This is a genomic window from Variovorax atrisoli (assembly GCF_014195185.1).
GTDB lineage: Bacteria > Pseudomonadota > Gammaproteobacteria > Burkholderiales > Burkholderiaceae_C > Variovorax > Variovorax atrisoli.
On the sequence record NZ_JACIBG010000008.1, the window covers coordinates 377,154 to 393,797 of the forward strand.

The window sequence follows — 16,644 nt, forward strand, 5'->3', positions numbered from 1 at the left end:
GCGGCGCCATGGTCTTCGGCACTTCCAGCGACCTTCGCACGCCCATGCCCAGGATCGGCGCGCAGTTGACCGCGCTGCGCGAAGCCCACCTGCCGCAGGCGCTCGGGCAATCCGCTGCCCTGCGCTGGCCCTATCGGGAGGCCGACTGGCGCTTCGCCTTCGAACTGGGCCATGGCTTTGCGGCGGAAGCCGACGGGCGGCTGGTCGCCACGGCGATGTGGTGGCCCTTCGGTCCGGCGCATGCGTCGGCGGGAATGATCATCGTCGACGCGAAGATGCAGGGCCAAGGGCTGGGCCGCGCCCTGATGGAGCATCTGCTCGACGCGGCGTGCGACCGCACGGTGCTGCTGAACTCCACCAGGGAAGGGTTGCCGCTCTACGCCCGGTTCGGGTTCGCTGCCCGAGGCCGGGTGTTCCAGCATCAGGCCGTCTTGACCGGAGAAGTCGCCCTGGCCCATGCACCCGCGCCGGCAGGCGTGCGCTCGATGCATGCGGCGGATGCCGCCAAGGTGCGGCAGCTGGATCTCGCCGCCACGGGAATGGACAGGAGCGCCTTGCTGGATGCGCTCTTGCGCGTGGGAACGACGGTGGTCCTTGATCGTGGCACTGGCGCATCGGCCTACGCCTGCCTGCGGGAGTTCGGTCGCGGCCTGGTGATCGGACCGGTGGTCGCGTCCGGCGCCGATGCCGCAGCGGATGCAACGGACCTCGTCGTCGCGCTCGCGCGCAGCGCCCGCGGCCGCTTCGTTCGCATCGACGTGACGGAAGCCGGCGGCCTGTCCACGTGGCTCGAGAGATCGGGCCTGCCATGCGTCGACCATGCCGTGGGCATGGTGCGCGAAGCCTCGTCGCGCTCGCTCGATACCGATGCGCAGGCGCGCCTGTTCGCTCTGTCCAACCAGTCGTTCGGTTGACCCTCAGATCCACCCGCATGCGTCTGCGAAGGCGCCGGAAGTTCGCCCATGAAACTGATGCCCTATTGGCTCGATACAGCCCCCCGATTCACCGGCGGGCAGACGGAGGCGCCCAGCGGCAGTGTCGATGTCGCCATCGTGGGCGCAGGCTTCACCGGGCTGTCCGCGGCGATCGCGTTGGCGAAGAAGGGGGCGAGCGTTGCGGTGTTCGAGGCTGCAACCGTGGGCAGCGCCGCCTCCGGCCGCAACGGCGGAATGTGCAACAACGGCTTCGCGCAGGACTACTGCGCGCTGGCGGGACGGCTGGGGCGCGAGCGCGCCAACATGCTCTATCGCGCGTTCGACGCGGGTGTCTGCAAGGTGGAATCGCTGATCGCCGAAGAAGGCATCGACTGCGACTTCAGGCGTGTCGGCAAGCTCAAGCTCGCTGCCAAGCCGGAGCACTACGACAAGCTTGCGCGCTCGCAGGCGCTGATGCAGAAGGAGTGCGATCCCGACACCCACATGGTCACGCGGGGAGAACTGCGCAGCGAGATCGGCTCCGATCGCTATTTCGGCGGCCTCGTTTTCCGCAAGAGCGCCGGCATGCACGTGGGCCGCTATGGCCACGGCCTGGCCGTGGCGGCGGCAAGGCGCGGCGTGCACATCCATGAGAACACGCCCGTCATCGGCCTCGAACGCCAGGGCGGTTCGGCGCATCGGGTCGAAACGCCTCGCGGCAGCATCCTCGCCCGGCAGGTGCTGCTGGCGACCGGCACCTCGGCCGTGGGGCCTCTGGGCTGGATCCGTCGCCGGATCGTTCCCGTCGGGGCTTTCATCATCGTGACCGAGCCGCTGCCGGTCGAGGTGCTCGACCGCCTCACGCCGCGGCGCCGCATGACGACGGACACCAAGAACTTCGTCAACTACTTCCGCGTCACGCCCGACAACCGCCTCCTGTTCGGCGGCCGCGCGCGTTTCGCGGCGAGCAACCCCGCCTCGGACAGGAAGAGCGGCGCCATCCTGCACCGCTCGCTCGTGGAGCTCTTCCCCGAACTGAGGGACGCCCGCATCGACTACTGCTGGGGCGGCATGGTGGACATGACGCGCGACCGCCTGCCCCGCGCCGGGGAGCGCAACGGGCTCTTCTATTCCATGGGCTACAGCGGCCATGGCACCCATATGTCGACCTACATGGGCGCGATCATGGCGGAGGTGATGAACGGCCGTGCGGACCTGAATCCATGGCGCGACTTCGACTGGCCGGCGATCCCCGGCCATTTCGGCAAGCCCTGGTTTCTTCCCATCGTCGGTGCGTACTACCGATTCCAGGACCTGGTGCGCTGAAAGCCGTCGATGAACTGGCCAGATGCCGGCTTCGTGCCATGGCGACTGAATAGGCCCGGTACGTCCTTGTCGTTTCGGCGCATGTAGTTGATTAGTTCAACCAACCGAGTCGCACGTATAAACGACCGACAGCGCGATGCGGGCTCCGAGAAGGCAATGTCGCGGCAAGCCGGTTCTCCCGTCGCCCCGCGAAGAGATGCGAGTCGGTTCAGGCATCGATACCCGGGAGACGATGACTCGGGAAGCGCCGGCGCCGTCCATCGCCAAGAGATCCTCATGCCCCCTCGCGCCAGCTCTTCGAGACTTGCCACATCGGCGGGCCGTCACCCGCTCGTCGTCGGTGCGCTGGGGACATTGCTGACCCTGGTCGTGCTGTCCATCAGCGCCTTCACGCTGTGGAAGGACCGCCAGACGGCCATCGAGCATGCGCACGGCATGTCGAGGAACGTGGCCGCCGTCCTCGCCGGCAACATCTCGCGCACCATCGAGTCGGCGGATCAATCGCTGCTCATGCTGATCGCCGCGCTGGACAAGCCCGCCATCCGCGACCTGAAGCCGGAGGTCCGGCACGAACTGCTGTTCGGCTCGACACTGTCCGCCCGCTACGTCACCGGCATGGGCGTCACCGACGACAAGGGCCGGCTCATCGATGGCTGCTGTTCCAGCACGCACCGGTGGGATTTCGGCGACCGGGACTATTTCACCGTGCATCGCGATTCTCCCGAGGTCGGCCTCTATGTGTCGAAGGCCTATCGCGCCCGCTCGCGCGGGGGTGTCGAGGCCGTCGCGCTGAGCCGGAGGATCAATCGACCGGACGGCGCCTTCGCCGGGACGGCGCTCGTGGCCATCGACCTCGAGTACTTCACGCAGTTGCTCGACAAACTCGACATCGGCCCGCATGGCGTGGCGTCGATCGTGCGAACGGACGGAACGCTGGTCGCGCGGACGCCCGCCATGGGCAAATACAGCGTCAAGGAGTCGCCGACCTTTCCGCGCATGCTCGATCGGGAGTCGGGCTTCTACGCGGCCCCGTCGGTCATCGACGGGACGCTTCGCCTGTACACCTTCCAGCGCGTACCCGGGACGCCGTTCATCGCGGTGGTCGCACCCGCGATGGACGACGCGCTGGAATCGTGGAAGAAGCTCTCGTGGATCGTGGGCCTCTCGTCGCTGCTGGTGGGCAGCGCCTTCTGCGCGGGCGTGTGGCTCCTCGCCTTCGCCCTGCGAGGCCGTGTGATGGCGGAGGAGCACCTGAGGGAGCTGACCCAGACCGATCCGCTCACGGGCCTGAAGAACCGGCGCGCACTCGATGCGGCGCTGGAGAACGAGTGGGACCGGCTGCAGCGAAGCGGCAGCTGCCTGTCGGTTCTCTTCGTGGATGCGGACAATTTCAAGCGATACAACGACGAGCACGGGCATGCCCAGGGCGACGTCGCGCTTCAACACCTCGCGGCCTGCATCGCAAGGCACGTCCGCCGGCGGGGCGATCTCGCGGCGAGGTATGGCGGAGAGGAGTTCGTGGTGGTTCTGCCCGACACGGACGAATCGGGTGCCATGCAGGTCGCCGAGGCCATACGCGTCGAGGCCGAGCGTTCCCGCCTGCGCGACGGCAACCAAGACCTGCCACCCGTGACCGTGAGCATCGGTTGCACCACGGTCCGCCGGTCGAATCACACCTCGCTCGAAGCCCTGACGAAGGCGGCGGACGACGCGCTCTACCGTGCCAAGGGCAGCGGGAGAAACTGCATTGTCTGGACGGCTGTCGAGCCTGCATCTGCGAAGGTTTCGTAGACCCCGGGTGTTGAAAGATCGAGCGTTCAGCGGGTCGGTGACCACTCGATCAAGGACCGGGAACACGGCGGATGGATTGCGTCGATGCTCGATTCATCGAAATTCATCATACTCAGAAGCAAAACATATTGCTTTTCATCGTTGATGCAGTTTCCTACAGTGACCTGCTTCCAACCCACCGGCATTCACGATGACTTCCAGCACCACTCGAATCCCCTTCCACCTGGCCTTTCCGGTCCGCGACATCGCGGAAGCGCGCGCGTTCTACGGCGAACTGCTCGGCTGCCCAGAGGGCCGCAGCGCCCCCGAGTGGGTCGACTTCGATTTCTATGGCCACCAGATCGTGGCGCATCTCGCGCCCGACGAGTGCGGCCACCGCAGCAGCAGCGCAGTGGACGGCCACGACGTGCCGGTGCGCCACTTCGGCGCGATCGTTCCGATGGAGCAGTGGCAGGCGATGGCCGACAAACTGATCGCGCGCGGCACCAAGTTCGTCATCGAGCCCTACATCCGCTTCAAGGGAGAAGTGGGCGAGCAGGCGACGATGTTCTTCCTCGATCCGTCGGGCAACGCGATCGAGATGAAGTCTTTCGCGGATCTCGGGTCGCTGTTCGCCAAGTGAGCCTGGTGGCGTTTCGCTCGAAGCCGACGAGGTACGCCAAGGACCGGGGGCTCGGCGACTGAGCGAAGGATCGCCTGCGTCGTGTGCCTGCGGCCCGTCGGCTGCGAGGCACGGGCCGGTTCCACGCTCAGCGCGGAGCCGGTGTCTTCTTCCTGCGTGCCTGCGTTGTCGGCCTCGTCTGCGATGCCTCGAGCAGGCACTCCGCGAACTGCGCCACGATGGGCGGGGTCAACCGGGGCTTGCGGCGCAGCAGGCCGATCTCGCGGTAGAAGGTGAATTCCCCGAGCGATACGGCGCGCACGCCCGGCGGCAGCGGCACGTGCGCCTCCACCAGCGGGACGAGGGCCACGCCGAGCCCTTTCGATGCCAGGTGGATCAGCCCCGCGATCTCGTCGATCTCGACCGCGTCGTTGACCGACAGGCCTTCGCGACGAAGAAAGCCTTCCACCATCCGGCCGCCGAATGACGCGCGGTCGTAGCGCAGGAAGGGTTGCGTCTGGATGAGCGTGCGCCAGTCCTTGCCGCGGACCGCGTTCGGCACGACGAGCACGAAGGGCTCCTGAACGAGCGGCTGCCATGTCAGGTCGGGCAGCATGCCGAACGGGGGCCGGATGATCAGTGCCGCATCGATCTTGCCCGTGTCGAGGTCGTCCATCAGGTGCATCGACACGCCGGGCGCCACATGCACGCGGACCCTGGGATGGATCTGGCGCAGCCGCTCGAGCGCACGCGCCAGGAGTGTCGGCTGCGCCGAGGCGATGGCGCCGATGCGCAGCAGGCCGTTCAACGAGGCGTCGTCCGGCGCGTCGCCGAGTTTCTCGTACAGCGCGCAGATCTCCTTGGCGCGCTCCAGCGTGCCCTGGCCCCGCTCGTTGAGCGTGGCGGAGCGACCGGTCCTGTCGAACAGCGCAAAGCCCAGGGACTCCTCGAGCCGCCTGATCTGGCTGCTGACGGCCGACTGCGTGAGGCCGATTCGTTCGCCCGCTGCCGCGAACGTGCCGTGCTTGCAGACGGCGATGAAGGTCTTGAGTTCGCTGATCAATGGTCTCTTCCACGTCGAGGATCGAGGATGGCTTCGATTGTCCGTCGGCTGCTCGCACGACCGTCTCCGCCCGCGGCGCTGGCCGCGCTGACCGCCCCGACGGACGGCACAGGCCGCAGCCTGATCAGTCGGGCGCGGTGCGCCTGTGCTGCCGTGCCTCCAGTTCGCGCCGTGTCCTGTCCAGCTCCTGGGCGAGCAGCGCCTCGTCGGGCAGCATGGTCTGGTATTCGGCCGCCAGAACCTTGTTGGGCAGGCCCTCCAGCGCGTAGCGGGCTTCGGCGGCACCTTTCTCCGCGCACATGATCAGCCCGACCGGCGGGTTCTCCCCGGGCTTCATCCAGTGCTCCCGGGCGTAGTTCAGGTACAGGTGCATCTGCCCGGCGTCCGCGTAGCTGAACTTCCCGACCTTCAGGTCGATGACCAGCAGGCATTTGAGCCGCCGATGGAAGAACAGCAGGTCGACCCGGAACCAGCTGTCGTCGATGCGAAGCCGCCGCTGCCGGCCGACGAAGGCGAAGTCGTCGCCCAGCTCCAGCAGGAAGTCGGCCAGGTGCTGGACCAGGGCATCTTCGAGGTCGGACTCCGAGTATTCGTCCTTCAGGTTGAGGAACTCCAGCACGAACGGGTCCTTGATGGCCTGCTCGGGCGTGAGCGCATCGGCGGGCTCGGCCACCGCGCCCTTGGTCAGCATGGCGGCCTTGTTGGCGGACAGCGCGGTGCGTTCGTAGAACTGGCTGCCGATCTGGCGATCCAGCTGCCGCACCGACCAGCCGCCTCGCAGGGCTTCGGTCTCGTAGAAGGCGCGCGCCTGCGGGCTCTTGACCGACAGCAGGCGCACGTAAGCCGACCAGGGAAGCGGAAAGGCCTGGGCGATCGCCTGCAGGTCGGGCGATGTCCCCGACACCGTCTGGAGTTTCCGGGCGGAAACCGATTCTCCAGACGGTGTCTGGGGAATCCGTCGGGTGCGCGCCGGGGCGGAGGACGGCGACGGAACCCATGCCGTGGACCAGGCGGCATAGAAAAGCCGCATCTGCCACAGGTTCTGCCGGCTGAACCCACGGCCGAAACGCGTGGAGAGGTCCGCAGACAGGCGCTCGATCAGCGCTTCGCCATAGGCGGCGCGTTCCTGCCCGCCCTGCTCGAACTCGACGATCCGGCGGCCGATTTCCCAATAGGTGGCGGTCATCAGCGCGTTGACGCTGCGTGCAGCAGCCTGGCGCGCAGCCTCCAGCAGCGAGACGATGTCGGCATGGACGCCCGCGTAGCCGCCGGGCACGGGGGTGATCGCCGTCATGCCGTCATTCCGCCGAACAGGAACGGATGGCCTTCAACGGCGCGGCGCGGGGCCCGCAGGACGGTGGATCCGCAGGGGCGATTCATGGGAGGTCTCGATCGCCTTGGCATGGTCGGGCATCTTAGCAACTGGCCCCACCCGCGCCCGTCAGTCCACGAAGGCCGCGAGCTCGTCGGGCGTTCCCTGAGGAAAGGCTTCCCGCAGGAATTCAAGGAAAGCCGAGACACGGCTGCTGAGCAGCCTGCGCGAGGGATAGAGGGCCCACAGAGCGATCTCGGGGCCTTCGACGTCGCCCCAGTGCACGAGCCGCCCCGCCGCCAGATCGCGTGTGACCAGCGACGCCGGAAGGCACGCAACGCCGATGCCCGCGCGCGCGGCATCGCGGATCATGAACAGCGACGACAGCTGCAGCACCGGCTCGACCCCCAGTGTGCGCGTGCGGCCGCGCGCCGACAGCTCCCATGCAGCGGCGAGTGCCGGTACGTCGCCCGTCCGCACGACGGCCGGCGCGGTCTTGCCCGCCGCGGGCTTCCTCAGGGCCGGACTCGCCACGGCCATCAGGCGGTCCCGCAGGAAGATGCGCCCGACCAGCCGCTCGTCCGGCGCCGGATTCACGCGGATCACCAGGTCGTAGCCCTCCTCCACCATGTCCACTTCGCGGTCTTCCGTGGTGACCTCGAGGCGCACCTCGCGGTGCTTCAGAGCGAAGCGCGCCGCCAGCGTGCCCATCGCGGCCTGCGAGAAAAGCAGCGGCGCGCTCACCCGCAACCTGCCGCGCGGTGCGGCGCCGCCCGAGGCGATCGCTGCGGCGGCCTCGTCCAACTCGGTCAGCAGGACCGCCGTGCGCTCGAAGAGCGCGCGGCCCTCTTCGGTGAGCTTGAGCGCGCGCGGCCCGCGCTCGAACAGGCGCAGGGCCAGGCCGCTTTCCAGGTCGGCCACGCGCCGCGAGAGCGTGGCCTTGGGGCGCCCGGATTCGCGCGAGGCGCGGCCGAAGCCGCCGTGTCGGGCTACGAGATTGAAGTCGGCCAGGGCAAGGAGGTCCATGTGTTCCACCAGAGAGACAGCAAGTCCAAATATAGCGGCTATCGGCCATTGAATGGAACGAGCACGATGGAGCCTTCTTCAATCCACAGGAGTATTTCCATGACCATCCTCGTGACCGGCGCAACCGGAAAAGTCGGCCGCCAAGTCGTTCAAAACCTCGTCGAGCGCGGCGCCGGCGTGCGCGCCATCGTGCGCGATCCCGCCAAGGCGAACCTGCCGGCTTCCGTCGAGATCGTGCAGGGCGACCTGCTCGATGTGGAGGCGCTGCGCGGCGCCTTCGCCGGCGTGTCCACGCTGTTCCTGCTCAACGCCGTCGTCCCGGACGAATTCACCCAGGCCCTCGTGGTGCTCAATGCGGCGCGCGATGCCGGCGTCCGGCGTGTCGTGTACCTGTCGGTCATCCACAGCGACAGGTACGTGAACGTGCCGCACTTTGCGGGCAAGTTCGGCGTCGAACGGATGCTCGAAGCCATGGGCTTAGAAGCGACGATCCTGCGCCCGGCCTACTTCATGGACAACGATCTCACGGTCAAGGACGTGGTGAGCGGCCATGGCGTCTATCCGATGCCCATCGGCGCCAAGGGGCTCGCGATGATCGATACGGCCGACATCGGCGAGATCGCCGCGATCGAGCTGCTGCGCCGCGACCGTGCGGGCGAGCCGCAGCCCCTGGAGCGGATCAACCTCGTGGGGCCTGACACGCTCACCGGCGACGCGGTCGCGGCCATCTGGTCCGAGGTGCTGGGCCGGCCCGTCGCGTACGGCGGCGACGACACCGCGGGCTTCGAGAAGAACCTGCTGAACTTCATGCCGCCGTGGATGGCCTACGACATGCGGCTGATGAGCGAACGCTTCCTGAGCGACGGGATGGTGCCCGAGCCCGGCGATGTCCACCGCCTCACCGCCTTGCTGGGCCGCCCGCTGCGCTCCTACCGCGCTTTCGCTGCAGGTACTGCCGCAAGCATCGCCGCCGCAGCCTGAGCGGCATCCATCGATCGAACCAACCGCAGAAAGACCATCATGATCTATTCGACCGCCACCGTTGCGGTGAACCCCGAAGGCGAACTGGCGCTCAGCCGCGAGCAGGCCTGGGCCGGCCTCGTCCTCAAGGCGCGCGACGCCCGGCTCTTTCTTCCTCCGGGCCTGTGCACCCGATGCGAAGTGGTGCAGGAAAGCGCGACCCACATCGTTCGCGAAGCCACCATCGGCGGCGCGGACCTGCGCGAGATCATCGCGTTCGAGCCGCAAAGCAAGGTGACCTTCTTCCAGGCCGCCGGTCCGCGCGAGGGCGCCATCGTCAACGAGCTGTTCGAGGACGCCTCGGGTGCCCTGCAGCTTCGCTTCTACGGCTACCTCGGCCTGCGCGGCAAGACGCCGGGCGGCCCCGAGGAGCAGGCCGAGCAGGCGTGGCTGGACGGCGAAGGCGGCTACAGGAGCGCCCTGCTGTCGACGCTGAAGCGCACCCGCGAACTGCTCGCGCAGGGCAGGCTCGCAGCAGCCGGCCTGTGAGTCTTTACAATCCGGGCCGCCGCGTGCAGCGGCCGTCACCACCAGGTGCCGCAGGAGGCTTCTTCCAAGCCCTCGCGGCCCCTCGCCTCACCCAGATTCTTTCAAGGCAAGGCATGACACGCGCCCTTCTTCCCCGCGGAGGAAGGGCCTGTCGTGCGGCCGCGCGTGCGCCTGCGCCGCCTTGCAAAAAGAACTGGACAACATGACGCCCTCCTCCTGCCTCCCAGCCATCGCTTTTCCCTCCCCGCGCCCGCTGCGGCGCGTTTCCCTTCTGGCCGGTGCCGCGCTCGCCTCGCTGTCGGGCGCCGTCCTGGCACAGAGCGCTGCACAGGAAAGCCCTTCCTCGACGCTGAAGGAGGTGACCGTCACCGCCGAGGACGACAAGGGCTATGCCCCGGCAGCCACCAGCACCGCCACCAAGGGCAGCGCCCCGCTGCGCGACGTCCCCCAGGCCGTCAACGTGCTGAGCGGACAGCTGCTGCGCGACCAGGGCGCCACCTCGATGCAGGACGCGCTGCGCAACGCGCCGGGCGTGAGCTTCAACCACGGCGACGGCCAGCGCGACCAGGTCGTGATCCGCGGCTTCAGCGCCATCTCCGACTGGTTCGTCGACGGCGTGCGCGATGATGCGCTGTACTTCCGCGACCTGTCGGACACGGAGCGCATCGAAGTGCTCAAGGGGCCGGCCGCCGTGCTCTACGGCCGCGGCTCCTCGGGCGGCCTGATCAACCGCGTGACCAAGAAGCCGGTGTTCGGCGACCGCTTCGGCGAGGTCTCGCTCGGTCTCGGCAGCCACGACTACAAGCGCGCCACGGCCGACCTGAACACGCCCATCGGCGAGAACATGGCGTTCCGCCTCAACGTGGCGCGCGAGAAGTCCGACAGCTATCGCGACCAGCAGTTCACCGACCGCTACAACATCGCGCCCTCGCTCGCGATCAAGTTCAATCCGCAGACCGACCTGCTGCTGCAGTACACGAACCTGCGCGACCAGCGCCTCACCGACTTCGGCATCCCCGCGCTCAACGGCCGGCCGGTCGACGTGCCCGTCGGTGCCTACTACGGCTCCGCGCACGGCCGCCGCGACGACACGGTGACCAGCAAGGTGCAGACCTTCACCGCGACGCTGAACCACCGGTTCGACGACACGCTGAGCCTGCGCAACACCACGCGCTACTCGAGCTATCACCTCGACCGCAACAACACGCTGCCCAGCGGCACCACCGACCCGGTGCGCCTGACGGTGGGGCGCACGCGCGGTTTCGTCGATCGCGACGAGAGCGGCTGGTTCAACCAGACCGACCTGACCTGGCGCAACGAGCTCGGGGGCTTCAAGCAGGAATGGCTGATCGGCGCCGAGCTCGGCGTGCAGCGCAAGCGCCTGTACTCGGTGTCCTCCGCCACCGGCGCGCAGCGCGTGAACCTGTTCAACCCCGTGGCCGACCCGCTGCCGATCCCGGTCGCGAACTATCTGGCCGACAGCGCGATCCCGAGCAACAGCGAGTTCAAGACCGCCGCCCTGTACTTCCAGGACCAGATCACGCTGGCGCCGCAATGGAAGGCGCTGGTCGGTGGGCGCTACGACGTGTTCAGGCAGGACACCTCCTTCGAGCGCAAGCTGGCGCCGCTGGAGCGCACCGACCGCAAGTTCAGCCCGCGCGCGGGCCTCGTGTGGCAGCCCGACGCCGTGCAGTCCTACTACGTGTCGTACAGCCGTTCGTTCCAGCCGTCGGGCGAGAACTTCGCGCTGTCGGCCAGCAACATCGACAACGCGCCCGAGATCACGGTCAACAAGGAGATCGGCGCCAAGTTCGACCTGCTCGACGGAGCGCTGAACTTCACGACCGCGCTGTTCAACCTGGAGCGCTCGGGCATCAAGAACACCGATCCGAACGACCCGCGGCGCCAGATCAACGTCGGCACGCAGCGCACCAACGGCCTGGAGCTCGCGCTCAACGGCCGGCTGCCCGGGCGCTGGGACGTCAGCGCCGGCTATGCCTACCTCGATGCGAAGATGACGAAGTCGCTGGCCACGGTGAATTCGCTGCAGCTGCCCGTGGGCGCGGCAATCCCGGTGCAGGGCAAGACCCCCTCTCTGACGCCGCGCCACTCGGCCTTCGTCTGGGCCATGAAGGACCTGGGCAACGGATTCAGCGCGGGCGGCGGCCTGAACTACGTCAGCGCGCGCTACGCCTCGCTGAGCAACCTCGTGACCCTGCCCTCCTACCTGACCGCCGACCTGGCAGCCAGCTACAAGACGGATCGCTACGAGATCTCGCTGAACCTGAAGAACATCGCGAACCGCAAGTACTACATCTCCGCCCATGGCAGCGTCGACAACCTGATCCTGCCGGGCCCGGGCCGTGAAGTGCAGCTGACGTTGCGCGCGAAGTTCTAGCGGTGGTCTGCAAAACCGGTCCGAGCCTTGCATGATCTGAAGCCGTGCGTCATCCCATCAGGGAGACGCGTACCCCATGGAGTCTCATGCCAGTGGCCGCGCCTTGATCGTTGCCGTGAGGCTAATCCCTCCACACCACAGCCGCCTCTTCGATGCGAGTGAAACGCCCGTCAGCGTCGCGTTCCGCGAACAGGTAGACCTCCTGCACTGTCCGAGTTCCGTCGCGGTGGCGCAAATCGATCAGGTGCCGCTCGGCGTAACGGTCGCCGACGGCAAGTTCGTCGAGCACGGTGATCGTGGCGTGCTCGACCACGTCCCGGAGTTGGATGGCCCTCGCGAGAACGGCGGCGCGGTCGTCCCAGCTTCCGTTGGTGCGTTGGCGAAAGGTGGGCCCGAAGTGACGGTCGAGCGCTTCGGCCGCCGTCAGTTGCCGATTGTTCAGAAGGTCGTCGACCGCAGCCTCGATCGTGGACATGGGCTTCAACGAACCGTGAGGACGATTTTCCCCTGGATGTTCCCACCGGACGCCCGTTCATGCGCCCTTCGTGCATCCGCGAGTGGGAATGTGCTGTCGATGGCCACACGCAACGTTCCCGCGTCGAGCAAGTCCGCGAGGCGCGCAAGCTGCGCTCCACTGGATCGGACCTGCGTCGTCGAGACCGTGACGCCCAACTTCTCGGCCTCCTGGGCGCCGGAGAAGCCCAGAGGGAAGATCGGGAACAGGGCGCCGCCGCGCTTGAGCGTGCGCAGGAAGCGTCCCGTGGTCGGGCCGCCCACGGTATCGACGACGAGATCCACGTCCCGCACCGCCTCGCTGGCCGCTGTCTGGGTGTAGTCGATGAACTCGTCGGCGCCGAGATCGCGCACGAAGGTCCCGTGCTTGCCGGACGCCACGGCGATCACGCGCGCGCCCTTCCATTTGGCAAGCTGCACCGCGAACTGCCCTACGCCGCCGGCAGCGCCATTGACGAGGACGGTCTTGCCCTCCAGCGGGACCGGCACGTGTCTGTTGGGCTGCAGCGGGTTTGGTTCATCGTGCCCGAGTTCGATCATGAACTGCCACGCAGTGAGCAGCGACATCGGCGCGCCAGCGGCATGCGCGTGGTCGATGCCGCGCGGCTTGCGCGCCACTTCCGACGCCGGCACGCTGACCCACTCGGCATAGGCCTTGCTGCCTCCGGCAAGGCCACCAGGAAAGCGGACCATCGCGTACACGGCGTCGCCTGCGGCGAAGTCCTCGACATCGTCGGCCACGGCGTCGATGACGCCCGACACATCCGTCCCGAGGATCAAGGGAAAAGCCACCTTCGGCTGCCACTCCGGCGGCAGCATCTTGTAGCCATTGCGCAGGTACCAATCGGGAGGGTTCAGGCCCACCGCATGTACGCGCACCAGCACCTCCCCCGGCTTCAGCTCGGGCATCGGTGCGTCCTCGTAACGCAGCACCTCGGGACCACCGAATTCGTGCTGCCTGACCGCCTTCATCATCTTCGTCGTCATACGGGTTCCTTTGAAAGATCTGACCGGCTGCAAGCGCCATGGATGTGCGGCGCCTCGCCCTCTACGCGGCCCGGGTGCCGCGGCTTGCTCGATAGGAGTGTCGATCTTCATTGGGCATTTGATAATCCATCAACAAGTCACTTGTTTGATGCCATGAAGGAACAAATCAGTCTGGAGAGCCTGACCGGCGTCGTCGCGTTTGCGCGTGCGGCGTCCTATGGCAGTTTCACTGCGGCCGCGCAATCGCTGTCCGTCTCGCCCTCGGCCGTCAGCAAGACGATCCAGCGCCTCGAGCATCGGCTGGGCGTGCGCCTTTTCACTCGGACCACGCGCTCCCTCGTGTTGACGCCTGAGGGGCGAGAGCTGCATGGCCGGGCCTTGCTGCTGCTGCGCGCTGCCGAGGATGTCGTTCAATCGGCTGCGGCGGTGCGGTCCGAGCCCGCCGGGACGCTGAAAGTCGCGGCGCCGCTGCCCATCGGCATACGCCTGCTCGCACCGGCGCTGCCTGCGTTTCGTCGCCGGTATCCCGGGCTCCACGTCGACCTTCGCTTGAATGACCGTTTCGTCAATCTCGTCGAGGAAGGAATCGATGTGGCGATTCGCATCGGGAACCTCGCCGACTCGAACCTGATGTCGCGAGGGCTTGCACGAACCCGCATCAGCGCGTTCGCCTCACCGGCCTATCTGGCAGCGCGTGGCGCGCCCGGCCATCCCGACCAACTCAAGGATCACGATTGCGTGAATTTCCGGTACCAGGCGTCGGGGCAGACGCTGGCCTGGAGTTTCCGAATCGGGAACCGAGCGATCGAACTCACACCCGATGCGGCCATCGTGGTGGATGCCAGCGATGCGGTCGCCGAGGTGCTCGCCGCCGGTGGCGGGGTCGGCATGCTGGCATCGTTCATCGCGGCCCCGTATGTTGAGCGGGGACTGCTGCTGCCCTTGCTCGTCGAATATGCCGTCGACGGCGCACCGATCACGGCGGTTTGGCCCGGGAACCGGCATGCGAGCCCGAACCTCAAGGCTTTCCTCTCGTTTCTGGAGGAGATGTTTCCGTCACCTGTACCGCCAGCGACTGCCTACAGCGCGGAGTCGTGATCGACTCGTTATCGGCGCGTGTTCGCTGAACTTTGCGTCTCCGGGCTTGTTGGAGTGCGCGCGCGTCACCGATGTTCGCGCATCTTCGAGACACCTGTGCCCGGGCACGCCAGCAAGAAGCTCGATCCAGCCCAGGCCAGCCTGCCGGCGTGTCCACCGTCTGGCGGCATGTTCGAGGCAAGTGGGCATGCGCGAATTGCCAGACGCTGATCCAGGCATTTGCGCGATCGGTCTCGGTTGCCGACGCGTTAGGCAGACATCCCTGGTAGTGCCAGGCCGGCCGTTGCATCGCGGCCGGCTGCAGGCGCAGTGACGATTGGAAACGATCGTCACCAGATCGTGTAGACCTGCGGCGCGCCCGCGGCGTTGGATACCGGTCAAGGAGGGGGATCGGGTCTGTTCAAGATAGGAAGTTCAGATGAGCCTCGATCGTTCGAAGTTTTCGAAATACATGGTGGGCGGCGTCATCGCCGCCGCGGCGCTGCTGGCGGGGTCGGCAGCCACGGCCGGCGTCAGCTGGTCCATCGGTGTCGGAGTACCTGGCGTCGCCGTCGCGCCGGCCCCGGTGTACTACCCGCCCGCGCCGGTCTATGTGCCGCCGGCCCCGGTCTACTACGCGCCGCCTCCGCCCGTCTATTACAGGCCCGCTCCGGTCTACTACCGGCCGGCCCCGGTCTACTACGGGGCGCCCGTCTACTACGGCTACCGTTACCACTACCGGTATTGAGCGGCGGGCCCGCGCCGCGGGTTGGACCGCTGGCACGCCGTCGTCGTGACCTCGGCGCGTCGTCAGCGCGCCTTCATCGCCAGCACCAGCTGGGCCATCGCCTGTCCCGACTCGAGCCGGGCGTGGGCCCGGGCTCCAGCGTGCACACCGCATCGCCCGCGCGCAGGCCCTCGGCGCGCGCACTGGCCCAACACATGATGCGGCTGACTCCCAGTGGGCACGTCGCTGTGCGCAGGCGTGGGCCCGCGCCGGCGCTGGTTGCAGTCGTGTCGGTTGACGCAGGCGAAGGCGGCGTCGATCAGCACTTCGTCGCCGCCGGCCCGGCCGGAGCCAGGCCCTCGGTCGCTCAGTCGAGCCTGACGCCTGCGGCGCGGATCACCTTGCCCCACATGGCGCGGTCGGCCTGGATGAAGGCGGTGAATTCGGCCGGCGTGTTGCAGCGCAGCTCGCCGCCGTAGTCGCGCCACTTCTTCGCCAGTTCGGGCGACTGGCACACCTTGGCCATCGCGCCGCTGAGCTTCTCCAGGATGGCCGGTGCGGTGCCGGCCGGCGCCAGCAGGCCCTGCCAGGCGATGGGCGTGTACTCGGGCAGGCCCTGCTCCGCGAAGGTGGGCACGCCGGGGAAGCTCGGATGCCGCTCGCGGCCGGTGATGGCCAGCAGCTTGAGCTTGCCTGCCTGCACGTTGGTGGCCGCGGCGGGCAGGCCGTCGAACATCAGCTGGATCTGCCCTGCCAGCAGGTCGGCATACGGGCTGTTGCTGTTGTAGGGCACCAGGTTGGACTTCACGCCGGCCTCCCTGTTGAACCACGCCGCCGACAGGTGCGAATAGCTGCCGATGCCCTGCGTGGCCACGTTGATCGAATCGGGCCTGCTCTTGAGCTGCGCGATCAGCTCGCGCGCGTCCTTCGCCGCCACCGAGGGCGTGGCGATCAGTCCGGTGTTGAGCACACCCAGCAGGCTGATGGGCGCGAAGTCGCGCTCGGCATTGAAGGGCAGCTTGCCGTAGAGGTGCGGCACCACCGACAGCGAGCTCGTGGTGCCGATGTAGAGCGAATAGCCGTCGTTGGGCGCCTTGGCCGCCACCTCGGTGCCGATGATGTTCGAGGCGCCCGGACGGTTCTCCACGTAGAAGGACTGGCCCAGGATCTTCGTCAGCTCCGCCGCCAGTTCGCGGGCGTTGGCGTCGGGTCCGCTGCCCGCGGGGAAGGGGGCAATGATGCGCACGGGCTTGGTGGGGTAGTCGGGCTGGGCACTGGCGGTGGTGCCCGATAGCGCCAGCACTGCCGCCAGCGGCAGGGCCGCGGCCGCCGCGGCGATCTTTTGGATGGGGGTCATGAATGTCTCCGTTTGCGAATGCGGGCAGGCTGCACGCGGGCGG

15 protein-coding genes are annotated in these 16,644 nt (G+C 67.6%); 9 read left to right on the forward strand and 6 right to left on the reverse strand.

Annotated elements, in window-relative coordinates; translation table 11 throughout:
* Positions 1 to 8 precede the first annotated feature (8 nt).
* The 4 genes from FHY06_RS26905 to FHY06_RS26920 all read left to right on the forward strand — a co-directional run bounded on the left by FHY06_RS26905 (position 9) and on the right by FHY06_RS26920 (position 4,653).
* Positions 9 to 914 (forward strand): GNAT family N-acetyltransferase, encoded by a 906-nt coding sequence (locus FHY06_RS26905; protein ID WP_184606899.1) that lies wholly within the window; start codon positions 9 to 11, stop codon positions 912 to 914.
* Between the two features lie 48 nt (positions 915 to 962).
* Positions 963 to 2,240: an NAD(P)/FAD-dependent oxidoreductase gene (locus FHY06_RS26910; RefSeq protein WP_184606900.1), complete on the forward strand. Its 1,278-nt coding sequence runs from the start codon at positions 963 to 965 to the stop codon at positions 2,238 to 2,240.
* A 276-nt stretch (positions 2,241 to 2,516) separates the two neighbouring features.
* Positions 2,517 to 4,031, forward strand: coding sequence for a sensor domain-containing diguanylate cyclase (locus tag FHY06_RS26915; protein WP_184606901.1), 1,515 nt, complete (start codon positions 2,517 to 2,519; stop codon positions 4,029 to 4,031).
* 190 nt (positions 4,032 to 4,221) lie between these two features.
* A complete protein-coding gene (locus FHY06_RS26920) occupies positions 4,222 to 4,653 on the forward strand; it encodes a VOC family protein (RefSeq protein WP_019658062.1) in 432 nt (143 codons plus the stop codon).
* Between the two features lie 127 nt (positions 4,654 to 4,780).
* Here FHY06_RS26920 and FHY06_RS26925 read toward each other — a convergent pair whose 3' ends face one another.
* The 3 genes from FHY06_RS26925 to FHY06_RS26935 form a co-directional block, all read right to left on the reverse strand.
* Positions 4,781 to 5,695 carry a LysR family transcriptional regulator gene (locus FHY06_RS26925; RefSeq protein ID WP_019658061.1) on the reverse strand — a complete coding sequence of 305 codons (915 nt, stop codon included), beginning with the start codon at positions 5,693 to 5,695 and terminating at the stop codon, positions 4,781 to 4,783.
* A 124-nt stretch (positions 5,696 to 5,819) separates the two neighbouring features.
* Positions 5,820 to 6,989, reverse strand: a complete 1,170-nt coding sequence (locus tag FHY06_RS26930) for a PDDEXK nuclease domain-containing protein (protein ID WP_019658060.1) — start codon at positions 6,987 to 6,989, stop codon at positions 5,820 to 5,822.
* Between the two features lie 147 nt (positions 6,990 to 7,136).
* Complete coding sequence (locus FHY06_RS26935) at positions 7,137 to 8,033, reverse strand: LysR family transcriptional regulator (protein ID WP_184606902.1); 897 nt, start codon at positions 8,031 to 8,033, stop codon at positions 7,137 to 7,139.
* A gap of 99 nt (positions 8,034 to 8,132) precedes the next feature.
* On the opposite strand from FHY06_RS26935, the gene FHY06_RS26940 reads away from it, so the two are divergent.
* From FHY06_RS26940 to FHY06_RS26950, 3 genes are all read left to right on the forward strand, one after another.
* A complete protein-coding gene (locus FHY06_RS26940) occupies positions 8,133 to 9,014 on the forward strand; it encodes an SDR family oxidoreductase (RefSeq protein WP_184606903.1) in 882 nt (293 codons plus the stop codon).
* A gap of 39 nt (positions 9,015 to 9,053) precedes the next feature.
* Complete coding sequence (locus FHY06_RS26945; RefSeq protein WP_132756162.1) at positions 9,054 to 9,542, forward strand: AtaL-like protein; 489 nt, start codon at positions 9,054 to 9,056, stop codon at positions 9,540 to 9,542.
* Between the two features lie 202 nt (positions 9,543 to 9,744).
* Entirely contained in the window at positions 9,745 to 11,940 is a 2,196-nt protein-coding gene (locus FHY06_RS26950) for a TonB-dependent receptor (protein WP_184606904.1), read from the forward strand.
* Between the two features lie 121 nt (positions 11,941 to 12,061).
* On the opposite strand, the gene FHY06_RS26955 is transcribed toward FHY06_RS26950, so the two are convergent.
* Together FHY06_RS26955 and FHY06_RS26960 are read right to left on the reverse strand one after the other, a co-directional pair.
* Positions 12,062 to 12,415 carry a hypothetical protein gene (locus FHY06_RS26955; RefSeq protein ID WP_019658055.1) on the reverse strand — a complete coding sequence of 118 codons (354 nt, stop codon included), beginning with the start codon at positions 12,413 to 12,415 and terminating at the stop codon, positions 12,062 to 12,064.
* Between the two features lie 5 nt (positions 12,416 to 12,420).
* Positions 12,421 to 13,440 (reverse strand): NADP-dependent oxidoreductase, encoded by a 1,020-nt coding sequence (locus FHY06_RS26960; RefSeq protein WP_184606905.1) that lies wholly within the window; start codon positions 13,438 to 13,440, stop codon positions 12,421 to 12,423.
* 141 nt (positions 13,441 to 13,581) lie between these two features.
* On the opposite strand from FHY06_RS26960, the gene FHY06_RS26965 reads away from it, so the two are divergent.
* Positions 13,582 to 14,538, forward strand: coding sequence for a LysR family transcriptional regulator (locus tag FHY06_RS26965; RefSeq protein WP_260310704.1), 957 nt, complete (start codon positions 13,582 to 13,584; stop codon positions 14,536 to 14,538).
* Positions 14,539 to 14,956: 418 nt separating this feature from the next.
* A complete protein-coding gene (locus tag FHY06_RS26970) occupies positions 14,957 to 15,265 on the forward strand; it encodes a hypothetical protein (protein ID WP_019658052.1) in 309 nt (102 codons plus the stop codon).
* A gap of 346 nt (positions 15,266 to 15,611) precedes the next feature.
* On the opposite strand, the gene FHY06_RS26975 is transcribed toward FHY06_RS26970, so the two are convergent.
* Positions 15,612 to 16,601 (reverse strand): Bug family tripartite tricarboxylate transporter substrate binding protein, encoded by a 990-nt coding sequence (locus tag FHY06_RS26975; protein WP_184606907.1) that lies wholly within the window; start codon positions 16,599 to 16,601, stop codon positions 15,612 to 15,614.
* Positions 16,602 to 16,644: the final 43 nt, after the last annotated feature.